The organism is Natronomonas aquatica, from assembly GCF_024449025.1.
GTDB lineage: Archaea > Halobacteriota > Halobacteria > Halobacteriales > Haloarculaceae > Natronomonas > Natronomonas aquatica.
Genome location: NZ_JAHLKM010000004.1, coordinates 1 through 12137, shown reverse-complemented (window position 1 = coordinate 12137; position 12137 = coordinate 1). Strand labels below are relative to the sequence as shown.

Here is a 12137-nt window from a genome sequence, read left to right as displayed (position 1 = left end):
CGAGTGAGGAGATCACCCATGTCAAGCGCCACGCCCTCCCGTCCTGCCCCTCTCACCGCAGACGACCGAAGCGCCCTCGCGGCCTGGACCGACCGGATCGTCGCCGGGGTCCGGGCGACAGCCTTCTGGAGCGCCGCCGTCCTGCCGCTCGCCGTGATACTCGCGATCGTGTCCGCGCCGGTCGGTCAGTATCCCGCGGTTCTCTCCGGCGTGCTGGCGCTCAACGTGATCTGTGCCGTCGTCGGACACGAACACACCCCCGGAGGTGGTCGATCATGAGCACGAACAGCCTCGGGAGATCGTCGCCCCGTTCGTATCAGGTCGAACAGCTGACGGAATACCTCCATCAGGAGACCGAACGGTCGGGCGGCGACGTCTACGTCAACGGCGACCGTCTCGCTCCGGCGCTGGATCTCCCGCCGGGGAAGATCGATCGACTCCTCCGGGAGCTTTCGGGCTCGACGCCGGGGCTTTCCTTTTCGATCGCCGCCCGGTCGCCACGGACGGTCTGGCGGGTCTCACGGCGACGAAGCTAACCCAAAAGCCACGGAGCGAAAAGCATACCGAGCAGGCTGAGGATCATCGCGACGCTTATCACCCCCGTTATCGCGCTGACCGTGACCTGACTCCCGTCGCCCGGGAGGCGGGCGAGCGTCGCTTCGACGCTCGATCTGAGGATGTGGCCGCCGTCGAGCGGATACGAGGGGATGCAGTTGAAGATCCCGAGGTTGATGTTGACCCACCCGGTCCAAAAGAGAACGTTGACGAGCGCGAAGACGACGCCGGCGCCAAGCGGTCCCGACACCGAGTAGAAGTTCGTGAGTTCGCCGTTGAATCCGGCGAAGTTGTAGCCGGCGTTCGGATCGATCATGCTCATGAAGGGCAACACGAGCGCAGCGAACGTCCGGGAGACGAACGTCGTTACCGGGTCCTCGCCCAAGCCCGACCCGCCCAACGTCGCGTGATACCGGTCGGCGGGATAGGCGTCGATACCGAAATCGTCGACGGCGATCCCGCTCGTTCCCGTCTGGATCCCGCCGACGCCGAGGAAACCGTAGTCCTCGCTCGGGTGTTCGCCGAGCGTGACCTCATAGACCGCCCGGTCGCCGCCCCAGGGATCGTCGCTTTCGTCCCCGTGGTAGACGACGACCTCGACGGTGTCGCCGGGGGCGGTCCCGGAGAGGACCGAAGAGAGTGCCTCCGGATCCGGCGTCGGTTCGCCGCCGACGCTGTGGACGATCGTCGGCGTGTCGGGGGCGCCCTCGCTCCCGAGCGGCCCGTCGGACGGGACCGTACTCACGAACGTGCCGACCGGGAGTCGAACGGTCCCGTTCTCGGTCCCGAGGTCGACGGTCTCCTCGCCGTCGACCGCCGCGACGAAGGCCGATTCGGTGAAGACCTGCTCGCCGTTCACGCGCCGGATCTCGGTGCCGGTCGCGATCGGCCCGTCGACGACCGCGCGGGTAACGATGAGATCCCGCCGGACAGTCACCGGGTCGCCGTCCTTTCGATCGACTGTTACCTCCCTGTCGGCGTCGGACAACGCCGCCGAGAAGGACGACTCGCCGTCGACCGACTCGCCGTCGACGCCGACCAGCACGTCCCCGCGCTCGATCCCCGCCTCCTCGGCGGCCGAACCCGGAAGGGTGCCGCCGACAGCGACGCCGGGAGCGACCGAAACGAGGCTCCCGACGATCGCAAAGAGCAACGCGAAGCTGATCACGGTCACGAGGAAGTTGTTCGTCACGCCGGCGGCGAACATCCGGGTCTTCCCGCCGCGGTCGGCGGCTTCCTGGCTGTCCTCGTCGGGCTGGACGAACGCGCCCATCGGGACGAACGCGAACAGCGCGATCCCCATCGAGTCGATGTCGATGTCCTCGACGCGACACAGGATCCCGTGGCCGCCCTCGTGGACGACCAGCCCGACGAGCAGCCCCACAACGATATCGACCGCCGCCGCCCACGGCAGGAACTGGTTGACACCCGGGATCACCAGGGCGTCCTGCGGTCTGACGAACCCCGCAGTCTGGGGGTCGGTGAACGAACTGATTCCCGACAGAAGCACGGCGAGAAACGAGCCGACCATGAGGACCAAAGCGATGCCGACGCCGAAGTTTCCCCAGGCGCGCCAGAGTCGCTTCGGCGCCGCGAGTCGATCGAGGAACGCCCGCCCGCGCTTCGTGTGGACGGTGACGATCGGGCCGGACACCTTGACCGCGTCGGGCAACAGTCCCCGCGATTTCAGCGCCATCGCCGCGGACATATACAGGAGGATCCCGACCAGTATCCACAGCAGCGTATTCATCGTGTTCCCCTACGGTCTCGGGCACAGATAGGAATTATCATAAAAGCAGGTCGGGTGGACGGGGACAAGGGGATCTACCGGTCGCGTCGGAGTCGGTCGACGACGAACGACTCCTCCATCGCCGCGAGGAACGGGCCCAGCCGGGGACCCTCGTCCTCGTCGAGGAACAGCCGGTAGCCGGCCTCGAAGAGGTCGCCGACGGGGACGTCGTTTCGGCGTGCGGTCTCGTATATTTCCTCCTGGAGCGTCCCCTCGTCGGGCGATTCCGCCGAAATAAAGTCGGCCAGTTCGTCCAGCGCCGCCGCCGTCGCCGGGTCGAACTCGACGTCGGGGAGCGTCTCGGCGAGCCGGTAGTTGAACGCGTTGTCGGTCCGGACCGCCCACGCCCGCGCCTTCCCGACGCGTTCTAAGGCGGCGTCGATCTCTGACTCGGCGGCGTTCTCGGGGAGGTGTCCCGACCGCCGGGCCATCCGTACACGCAGATCCCGGTCGTCGGTCATCCCGAGGACGGCGGCGAACGTATACGGGATCCGGATCGGCCGGTCGTCCCTCCCGGCGTTCTCCGGTGCGACCATCGGGTAGGCGCGTTCGGCCAGTTCCGTCTCCGTGTCGTCGGCCTCGACGTCGCCGAAGTAGATCGCCTCGAACCGGTCGAACTCATCGACCAGCCGATCGAGGCTCCCGACGTCGAAATCGCGCTGTTTCTGCGGGTTCTTCGTAAAGAAATATCGGAGCACCTCGACCTCGAGCAGTTCGAGTACCTCCGCGACGGTGATGAGGTTGCCGGCCGACGACGACAGCGCCTCGCCGTTCAGCGTGAACCACTCGTAAACCATCGGAACCGGCGGCTCAAGGCCGAATACCTCCCGGGCGATCGTCTCGCCGGAGGGCCAAGAGCCCTCGGCGTGGTCCTTGCCGAACGGCTCGAAGTCGACGCCGAGCGTCACCCACTGGGCCGGCCACTCGAATCGCCACGGGAGCTTCCCCTCCCGGAACGTCGCCGTCCCCTCGTGGCCACAGCCCTCGATCGTCTCGTCGCCGGCGGTGACGTCCGCACAGACGTACCCGACGGTTTCGGCGTCGAGATCGACGTCGGTGATCGTCTCCGTGAGGTGCCCACACTCCGAACACTGCGCGAAGAAGGGGACGTACTCCTCGTCGACCTTGTTCTGGAACTCTCCGAGGACTTCCCGGGCCGTCTCGCGGTTCTCAAGGACGTGTGCGATCGCCTCGTCGAAGCCGCCCGACTCGTATTGCTCGGTGTTGGAGACGGTCTCGATCGGGACGCCGATCGCCGCCGCCGAGCGTCGGAGCAGTTCGGTGAAATGTGCGCCGTAGGAGTCACAGCAGCCGAACGGATCGGGGATATCGGTGTAGGGGTTTCCCAGGTTTCGACCGAGGGCGCCGGCGTCGACCTCCCCGAGACCGACGACGTTCCACTCCAGATCCGCGAGTTTTCGCGGCAGCTTTCGCAGGCGGTCCCTGTCGTCGGTCGTGAACACCTGCCGGACCCCGTAGCCGCGCTCTCTGAGCGCCTCGGCAACGAAGTACCCCCGCATGATCTCGTTGAAATGGCCGAGATGCGGGACGCCGGAGGGGGAGACGCCGCCCTTGATGACGATCGGCTCTCCGGGGTCGCCGACGCGTGTCTCGACCTCGTCGGCGGCCGCGTCGGCCCAGAAGGCGCGGTGTTCGCCGGTCCCGATCTCGTAGGGGTCACCCATCGGGGACGACCTCCGTCCCGTCGGCGTTGCCGGCGACGGCGTCGGCGATCCGGGACGGCTCGGTCCCATCGAGCACGACGGCGCGGAGCCCGGATCGCTCGATGATCTTCGTCGCGAGCAGATCGACCGGCGCCTTCGAGCCGGCAGCCGTCTCGATCGTCGAGATCACGTCGACGAGTTCACCCGCGGTCAGCCGGTCGTATCGCTCGGCGTCGTCGCGTTCGTTCGGATCGGCCGAAAAGACGCCGGGGACGCTCGTCGCGTAAACGAGCAGATCGGCCCCGGCCATCTCCGCCAGCAGTGCAGCGACGGCGTCAGTCGTGTGACCGGGGACGGTTCCCCCCATCACGGCGACCTCGCCGCGACGGAGCGAAGCGCGCGCGTCCTCGTGGCTCTCGGCCGGTTCCGGCGTCGCCGAACTCTCCAGAGCGGTGATCAAAAGCCGGGCGTTCAGCCGCGTCACGTCGATCCCGATCGCGTCGAGGTCGTACTCGGTCGCCCCGAGATCCCGAGCCGTCCCGATGTACCGGCGGGCGACGTCGCCGCCCCCGACGATGGTCGCGACCTCGTGGCCATCCGAGACCAGCCCGTCGATGACGCCGGCGTGTGCGTCCACACGATCGGCCTGGAGTCCGGGCACGAGTACGCTCCCGCCGATACAGATAACGACTCTCATTGGGGTCCGGTTGCCGTGTTCCGGTCTTAAGCGTTATCAAGCCGTCCGACACCTACAAGCCGTCCGAGGCGAAGGGACGTGTATGTATGCAGTCTCGGTACTCGGCCCGGAGGCGGCGCGGGCGGTCGAACGGCTCTCGGCCGCGGCCGACGGCCGGGTCGGGATCGTCCGACACGAACCGACCGACACGGACGGCGGCGTCCTGAAAGCCGGATACGGGACCGAGTACGTCGTCGACGACGGCTGGCACGGAAGCGGAACGGAGCTGTCTGTCACCGGCGCGATCGACCGGCTCGCGCCCGATCACAGGTACGCCTTCGTGATCGGAGCGCCGGGTGCGCGGCTCCCGGAGATCGTCGTGGGCGAGGAACGGGCCGACGCGCTCGTTTCGGCTCCGAGCGCCGACGCGCTCGATCCGGCGGCGACGATCGAGGCGGTCGAAGGGACCGAACCCTACGAGACGCTCGAATCGCTCGCCGCCGCGGTGAAACGGAGCGACGAGGCGACCTACTCGGGTGCGATCGCGACCTTCACCGGGCGTGTCCGCGCGAAGGAGGACCCGGCGGACGAACGAACGCGGTATCTGGAGTTCGAAAAGTACGACGGCGTCGCGGAGGACCGAATGGAAGCGATCGAGACGGACCTAGAGGACCGCGAGGGCGTGTTGGACGTCAGGCTCCACCACCGCACCGGGCGGATCCCCGGGGGCGAGGACATCGTCTTCGTCGTCGTGCTCGCCGGCCACCGGGAGGAGGCGTTCGCCGCCGTCGAGGACGGTATCAACCGCCTGAAGGACGAAGTCCCGCTGTTCAAAAAGGAGGTCACCGACGGGGAGACGTTCTGGGTTCACGAACGCGAGTGACGTCGGAAACGCCGCCGAGGCCGCCGACGGAGGAGGCTTTCGCCCCGAAACCGGGCCCGACGCCGGTTATTAATTTCTAGACAAAAATTTTGAATAGAATATTCTAGGGAGTTCATAAAACGTTCTAAAACATTTAAGCGGATAGTAAAACGAACCCTTAACGTCGATTTATTCCGAATCGGGCCGAAGTGAGCCGAAGCTTCACTCGTTTATATACCCCTCCGAGGGAAAGGGGGGAGTGAGGTGTCATACATGAGCGCCACAACGGAACCCTCCACCGACAGCAAGGAAACGCGGCTCCGCGAGTACCTCCGACAGCGAGCCGAGGACGGCGAGGTCTACATCAAAAGCAAGTTCATCGCCGATGACGTGAACCTCTCGCCGAAGGAGATCGGCGCCCTGATGGTGAAGCTGCGCGACTCCGCGGCCGAACTCGAGATCGAAAAGTGGTCCTACACGTCCGCGACCACGTGGCGCGTGACACACGGGTAGCAGGGCCGCTCGGCGGTATCCGCTGATCCCTCCGGCCGACCCGCCAGCCGGCGGGGCGACACCGACCGTTGCCCGTGGTCCCCGTCTTCCGCCGTATCGTCCCGCGGTACCTACCAACCGGCAGACGCCGTCGGTGCCAAGGGATTTATTCCTTTCAGACGCGTTCGGTTCGAACGATGGATGTCCCCCATCGGTCGTCGGACCGCGCCGGCCCGTCACCCGAGGCGCTTTTGCCGGCCTTTCGGACGACCGATATCGAACGAACCGACGACGGCCGCCTCATCTACTATGGCCACCCCCAGACCGGCGTCCGCCAGCTCGAACGCCAAGTGTGGCCGTTGTTCCGCGAACAGGGATACGAGGTCCGGTTCGAGACGGTACAGGACAGCGAGCCCGACCCGATCACTGGTGTCGAGGTCGGAGAGACGCGCCGTGCGCTCGTCGCCAAACCACGGCGGGTCGGGGGCGGCGGCGTCCCGTGGACGAACGTCGTGATGTTTCTGGCGACGGTGCTGACGACGCTGTATGCCGGGACGATCTGGTATTACCAGCCCATCGAGGGACCGCTCGATCTCCTCGCCGGGTGGCCCTTCGCCGCCGCCGTCCTCGGCGTGCTCGCGGTCCACGAACTCGGCCACTATGCCCTCTCGCGGTACCACAGCGTCGACGCGAGCCTGCCGTATTTCATCCCGGTGCCTACCTTCATCGGGACGTTCGGGGCTATGATCTCGATCCGGGGGCGGATCCCCGACCGGAAGGCGCTTTTCGACATCGGCGTCTCGGGACCGCTTGCCGGCCTCATCGCGGCAGTCACCGTCGCAGTGATCGGCCTCCATCTGGATCCGATTCAGGTCCCCGAACACGTCCTCGAAAGCGAGTCGTCGGTCATGATCGAACTCGGGTACCCGCCGCTGCTCGAGTTCCTGGCGTGGGCGACGGGTCAACAGCTCACCTACGAATCCCCGGAACTCGTCGCCAGTCCGGTTATTTTCGGGGCGTGGGTCGGGCTCTTCGTGACGTTTCTCAACCTCCTCCCGGTCGGCCAGCTCGACGGCGGCCACATGGTCCGTTCGATGATCGGCGAGCGAGCCGAGACCGTCGGATCGCTCGTCCCGGCCGCCCTCCTCTCGCTGGCGGCGTATCTGCTCACCTTCGGAAACGTGAGCCAGAACGCGCCCGTTCTGTGGGGGTTTTGGGGGCTCGTAACGATGGCGCTCGCCTACGTCGGCCCCGTCACCCCGATCTTCGACGAACCGCTCGACCGGAGGCGGATCGCGGTCGGGGTTCTGACGCTCGTCCTCGGGGTGCTCTGTTTCACGCCGGTGCCGATCCAGATCGTCGGCGGGTGACCCCGCGACCGTCGGGCCACATCAGTGTGTGAACCCCCGATCTTCGAGGGGATCGTCGTCCATCCGAACGCCCTCGTCGGTAACGGTCCCGATCCGCGTCAGCTCGACCGCGGTGGAGGTTTTCGCCTCCGAAAGGGCGGCTTCGGGGACCGTACAGACGAGTTCGAAGTCCTCCCCGAAGTGAACGCCCAGTTCGCGCCGCTCGGTCGGGCTTGCGGCGACCGCCTCGACGGCCGGGTCGACCGGCACGTCCGCGTAGGTGACCGCCATCCCGCAACCGCTCGCCTCGGCGAGTTGGTGCAACGACCGGGCGAGCCCGTCGCTGGAGTCCATCATGGCTGTCGCGTACGGCGCCAGCGCCAGCCCGGCCGCGACACGCGGTTCGAACCGGAAGAGATCGTTCGCCCGGTCGGTCTCGCCGGCCTCGAACAGCCGGAGTGCGGCCCCGCTCCGACCGAACGTCCCCGTCACACAGACCGCGTCACCCGGCTCGGCCCCCGACCGGTAGACCGGAGCGTCCGTCCGGCCGACGGCCGTCGTCGAGACGGTGAACTCCTCGTGACCGTCGAGGTCGCCGCCGACGTAGGCCGCGTCGACGGCCTCACAAACGTCGACACAGCCCTCGATGAACGCCCCGAGTTCGGCGGCCTCGAATCGCGGGGCGGCATAGACCGCGAGGGCGGCGTCGGCCTCGGCACCCATCGCCGCCACGTCGGAAAGCGACGCGCCGACGGCCCGCCAGCCCGCGGTGTATCGGGTTACCCCGTCCGGGAAGTCCGTCGTCTCGTGGAGCATGTCGGTAGTGAGTACGAGATCATCGAACACCGCACAGTCGTCACCCGCATGGGGGAGGGTGTCACCGACGAGCGAAAGTGCCGCCCGTTCGTCCATATCGGCCCGTCGAGTGCCCGAACAATAGGCCCGTCGGTGCGCGATCGACCCCGGGAGACCCTCACGGACGGATCATTACGGGGCGCCGGACATCAACAGCGTTAAACGCGCCCGAGCGGAACCGGAACGTAATGACGACACTCTACGACGTTCCCGCCGAAAACCTCATCGAGGCGGTCGCCGAGAAGCTCGAAGACGACCTCGAGGAGCCCGAGTGGCTCGAGTTCGTGACGACCGGAACCGGCCGAGAGCTCCCGCCCGAGCAGGAAGACTTCTGGAGCCGCCGTGCGGCCAGTCTGCTCCGAAAGGTCGCCGAGGACGGCCCCGTCGGCGTCCAGCGGCTCCGATCCGCCTACGGCGACGCTGCGAACGGCTCGACACGGTACCGCGTCCGGCCGAATCACAAACGTGACGGCTCCGGGAACATCATCCGGACGGCGCTCCAGCAGCTCGAGGAGGCCGGCTACGTCGATACCTCCGAGAAGCGCGGCCGGACCGTCACCGGCGAGGGAAAGGCTCTTTTAGACGAGACCGCCGAGGAAGTGCTCGAAGAGCTCGACCGGCCCGAACTCGAACGCTACGCTTGACATCCTCCCCGCGCTGAAGCGCGAGGCTTTCTCCTCGATTATCCGTAAGTTCTCTCCGCTGTCCGGTCCGAACAGCAACCTTATCAGTCGACGGACGACCAAAGACGGGTATGGACCACCGCACTCCAGCCGCGACCGTCGGCGTCGTCGGCGGCGGTCAGCTCGGCCGGATGATGGGCGAGGCCGCCGGTCCGCTCGGCGTCGAGCTAGTCGTCTCCGACCCGACGCCGGACTGCCCGGCCGCCCCGGTCGTGCGCGATCAAGTCGTCGGTGACTTCGAAGACTACGAGGCGATCCGAACGCTCGCCGAACGCGCCGACGTCCTCACCTTCGAGATCGAACTCGCCGACCCGGACGCGATGGAGCGGGTCGGCGAGGAGACCGACACGCCGATCCATCCGGACCCGGGAACGCTGCGGACGATCCAGGACAAACTCGTCCAGAACCGGACGCTCGAGAAGGGTGGGTTACCGGTCCCCGCGTTCCGGCGGGTCGATACGGAGGCCGACCTCCGAAAGGCGGGCGAGGAACTGGGCTGGCCGGTGATGCTCAAGGCCCGCGAGGGCGGCTACGACGGCCGGGGGAACCGCCCGGTCGAGGGGCCCGAAGCGGCGGCCGAGGCGCTCGAAGAGGTCGGCGGTGCGGCGCTGGCCGAGGAATTCGTCGACTTCGAGCGGGAACTCGCCGTCATGGGCGCAGTCGGCGACGGCGAAACGCGTGCGTATCCGGTCACCGAGACGATCCACGAAGAAGAGATCCTCAGAGAATCGGTCACACCGGCCCGGACCAACGAGGCCGTCCGCTCGCGGGCGCGGGAGATCGCCTTCGACGTCCTCGAGATCCTCGAGGGCCGCGGCGTCTACGGGATCGAGCTGTTCGAGACGGCCGACGGCGAGATCCTGGTTAACGAGATCGCCCCCCGGCCGCACAACTCCGGACACTGGACCATCGAGGGCGCGGGCTGTTCGCAGTTCGAACAGCACGTCCGGGCCGTGCTCGGGTGGCCGCTGGGGGACGCGTCGCTCCGTTCGCCCGCAGTGACGGCGAACCTGCTGGGCGACGTCACGGACCCACGGGTCGCCGAGCTCGCCGGCACGGAGTCGATCCTCGGGACAGCCGAGGCGTCACTGCACTGGTACGGGAAACGCGAGGCCCGCCCGCTCCGGAAGATGGGTCACGTGACGCTGACCGAGGCCGACGCCGACCGGGACACGCTTCTCTCGCGGGCGCGAAAGCTGGTCGGTTCGGTGTCCTTCAAGTAGCCGGAGGATGTCGGCCCGGTTCGGGGCGGACGAATGAGTTTTGATACGGATGTGACGAGATCACGGCCAGTACCGTCGAGTCAGAACCAGTCGATCCCCCTTCAGGCAGTGTCACCGACCGTGACCGTGAACTCGGCGACGATCTCTCTGGTCCCGTTCGATGCGGTCACGCTGTAGGTGTACGCGCCGGTGTCGGCATCGGACGCGACGGAGACATCGAGCGTCGCTTCGATGGACTGCTGGGGGTCGTCCCAGAGCCATATCGGCGGGAAGCTGTCCGCCTGCCCGTCCGGTGACGGCGAAACGTCCGTCCCCGTCGCCTCGATTCGGTCGGCGGCCGGGAGGGAAAACGCGACCCGATCCGCCCGATAAATGCGAGCCACGATCGTAGCGTCATCGCCCGGCCCGATCGTCGGGGACGATCCCTCGACGGCCAGCCGATCCCGCGGGCGTTCGCCGACGCAACCGGCGAGGACCAGCGCGCCGACGGCGCCGGAACACCGGAGCAGTTCCCGCCGGTTCATGCGTCCGAAGGGGAGGGCGTCGAAAAAAGTCCTGCCGGAAACTGAAAGGGGCGTTTCACGGATCGTCGCGGACGGCATATATCGGAGTCGCCACCACGGATCCGGTCCGGACGCGGGCACCGAACCACAACGCCCAAGCGCCCGCCGGACGGGGACCTCGATATGACACGCTCCGCCGGGGTACGGGACCTCATCGATCTTCTCGAAGCCGAGGCCGACCGCGATCGCTCCGAGGAGGAGACGCCCGAAGTCGGGATCGTCATGGGGTCGGACTCGGATCTCGATACGATGTACGGGGCATACGAGGCGCTGACCGAACTCGGGTTCGAGGAAGTGACGGATTACGACGACCCCCCCGAGAGTCGGTTCACCTTCGAGACGTTCGTCGTCTCGGCCCACCGGACGCCCGGGTTGATGTACGCCTACGGCGAGACCGCCCGCGATCGTGGCCTCGACGTCATCATCGCCGGGGCGGGCGGGAAATCGGCCGATTTGCCGAACATGACGGCCTCGATCGCCTACCCGATCCCGGTCGTCGGGGTCCCGGTCCAGGAGAATTCCGTCAGTTCGGTCATCGGGATGCCGACCGGCGCGCCGATCGTCGCCGTCGACGCCGGCAAGTCGTTCAACGCCGCGCTGTCGGCCGTACAGATCCTCTCGCGGGCCCACCCCGAACTGGAGGGACGGCTCGAGGAGTACCACGACGACCTGCAGGAGGGGGTAGGGGCGGTCTCGAAGCGGCTCCACAGCGACGGGACCGAGCGGTTCCGCGAGAACCGGTAGCCACGCGGGAGTCGCCTTCGCGGGGCGATACCGGACATACCGGACGTTCGTCCCGAACGTGTCACGCCGCCGTCACGCAACTCAACAATCCTTATTAGGCTGACTTCCGAATTTGCGTACGATACAGACCGCATGAGTGATCCATGGATCGCCGTCGGCGCGCTGGCGCTTGTAGGGCTCGCCATCCCGATATCGATGATCGTCGTCTCGAGTCTTCTCCGCCCCAGCGTGCCCGAACAGGGGAAACGCGCCGTCTACGAGTCCGGCGAAGTCCCGACCGGGGACACGCGGATCCGGTTCAACATCCAGTACTACATGGTGGCGTTGCTTTTCGTCGTCTTCGACATCGAAACGGTGCTCATCTTCCCGTGGGCGCTGATCTACAGCGACGCCGTCGCGGAGTTCGGACTCGGATCGGTACTGGGACCGATGCTCGTCTTCCTCGTGATCCTCGTCGTCGGACTCGGGTGGGCGTGGCGCAACGGCGCCGTTCGCTGGATCAGAAGCGAGCGTGTAGAGATCAAGAGCCAACTATGAGCAGCGACCAACACAACGACACAGTCTCGACGCAGGAAGCCCGAATGGGCGAGGGCGTCGACAGCCGATTCAACTCGAAGCTCCGGGAGGCGTTCGGTTCGACGCCGTTTATCCTCACGAAGTTCGACCAGTTCATGAACTGGGT

General features: G+C 66.8%; 14 protein-coding genes and 1 pseudogene. 10 read left to right on the top strand and 5 right to left on the bottom strand.

Annotated elements, in window-relative coordinates; genetic code table 11:
* The first annotated feature begins 18 nt into the window (after nt 1-18).
* Both KM295_RS04905 and KM295_RS04900 read left to right on the top strand, forming a co-directional pair.
* Nucleotides 19-279, top strand: a complete 261-nt coding sequence (locus tag KM295_RS04905) for a DUF8028 family protein (protein WP_256028769.1) — start codon at nt 19-21, stop codon at nt 277-279.
* Nucleotides 276-536: a hypothetical protein gene (locus tag KM295_RS04900; protein ID WP_256028768.1), complete on the top strand. Its 261-nt coding sequence runs from the start codon at nt 276-278 to the stop codon at nt 534-536. Before KM295_RS04905 ends, KM295_RS04900 begins: the two co-directional genes overlap by 4 nt.
* Here the strand turns inward: KM295_RS04900 and KM295_RS04895 are convergent.
* From KM295_RS04895 to pyrH, 3 genes are all read right to left on the bottom strand, one after another.
* Complete coding sequence (locus KM295_RS04895) at nt 533-2305, bottom strand: site-2 protease family protein (RefSeq protein ID WP_256028767.1); 1773 nt, start codon at nt 2303-2305, stop codon at nt 533-535. The genes KM295_RS04900 and KM295_RS04895 overlap by 4 nt on opposite strands.
* 74 nt (nt 2306-2379) lie before the next feature.
* Nucleotides 2380-4029 (bottom strand): lysine--tRNA ligase, encoded by a 1650-nt coding sequence (gene lysS, locus KM295_RS04890; protein WP_256028766.1) that lies wholly within the window; start codon nt 4027-4029, stop codon nt 2380-2382.
* Nucleotides 4022-4705: a UMP kinase gene (pyrH, locus tag KM295_RS04885; RefSeq protein WP_256028765.1), complete on the bottom strand. Its 684-nt coding sequence runs from the start codon at nt 4703-4705 to the stop codon at nt 4022-4024. Before pyrH ends, lysS begins: the two co-directional genes overlap by 8 nt.
* Before the next feature lie 82 nt (nt 4706-4787).
* Here pyrH and KM295_RS04880 point away from each other — a divergent pair, with 82 nt between their 5' ends.
* The 3 genes from KM295_RS04880 to KM295_RS04870 all read left to right on the top strand — a co-directional run bounded on the left by KM295_RS04880 (nt 4788) and on the right by KM295_RS04870 (nt 7408).
* The gene (locus tag KM295_RS04880; RefSeq protein ID WP_256028764.1) at nt 4788-5567 is read left to right on the top strand and encodes a molybdopterin synthase; all 780 of its coding nucleotides are present in this window, start codon (nt 4788-4790) and stop codon (nt 5565-5567) included.
* A gap of 252 nt (nt 5568-5819) precedes the next feature.
* Nucleotides 5820-6059, top strand: a complete 240-nt coding sequence (locus tag KM295_RS04875; protein ID WP_256028763.1) for a DUF7123 family protein — start codon at nt 5820-5822, stop codon at nt 6057-6059.
* A gap of 176 nt (nt 6060-6235) precedes the next feature.
* Nucleotides 6236-7408 carry a site-2 protease family protein gene (locus KM295_RS04870; RefSeq protein ID WP_256028762.1) on the top strand — a complete coding sequence of 391 codons (1173 nt, stop codon included), beginning with the start codon at nt 6236-6238 and terminating at the stop codon, nt 7406-7408.
* A gap of 21 nt (nt 7409-7429) precedes the next feature.
* Here the strand turns inward: KM295_RS04870 and thiL are convergent, their stop codons facing one another.
* Nucleotides 7430-8299 (bottom strand): thiamine-phosphate kinase, encoded by an 870-nt coding sequence (thiL, locus tag KM295_RS04865; protein ID WP_256028761.1) that lies wholly within the window; start codon nt 8297-8299, stop codon nt 7430-7432.
* A gap of 131 nt (nt 8300-8430) precedes the next feature.
* On the opposite strand from thiL, the gene KM295_RS04860 reads away from it, so the two are divergent.
* Both KM295_RS04860 and KM295_RS04855 read left to right on the top strand, forming a co-directional pair.
* Complete coding sequence (locus KM295_RS04860) at nt 8431-8886, top strand: 30S ribosomal protein S19e (RefSeq protein ID WP_256028760.1); 456 nt, start codon at nt 8431-8433, stop codon at nt 8884-8886.
* 110 nt (nt 8887-8996) lie between these two features.
* Nucleotides 8997-10148 carry a 5-(carboxyamino)imidazole ribonucleotide synthase gene (locus KM295_RS04855; protein WP_256028759.1) on the top strand — a complete coding sequence of 384 codons (1152 nt, stop codon included), beginning with the start codon at nt 8997-8999 and terminating at the stop codon, nt 10146-10148.
* A gap of 101 nt (nt 10149-10249) precedes the next feature.
* On the opposite strand, the gene KM295_RS04850 is transcribed toward KM295_RS04855, so the two are convergent.
* The gene (locus KM295_RS04850) at nt 10250-10672 is read right to left on the bottom strand and encodes a hypothetical protein (RefSeq protein ID WP_256028758.1); all 423 of its coding nucleotides are present in this window, start codon (nt 10670-10672) and stop codon (nt 10250-10252) included.
* 162 nt (nt 10673-10834) lie between these two features.
* On the opposite strand from KM295_RS04850, the gene purE reads away from it, so the two are divergent.
* The 3 genes and pseudogenes from purE to KM295_RS04835 all read left to right on the top strand — a co-directional run.
* Complete coding sequence (gene purE, locus KM295_RS04845; protein WP_256028757.1) at nt 10835-11455, top strand: 5-(carboxyamino)imidazole ribonucleotide mutase; 621 nt, start codon at nt 10835-10837, stop codon at nt 11453-11455.
* Between the two features lie 132 nt (nt 11456-11587).
* Nucleotides 11588-11992: an NADH-quinone oxidoreductase subunit A gene (locus KM295_RS04840; protein WP_256028756.1), complete on the top strand. Its 405-nt coding sequence runs from the start codon at nt 11588-11590 to the stop codon at nt 11990-11992.
* A pseudogene (locus KM295_RS04835) lies at nt 11989-12137 on the top strand (NADH-quinone oxidoreductase subunit B); the annotation flags it as partial. The gene KM295_RS04840 and the pseudogene KM295_RS04835, both read left to right, overlap by 4 nt.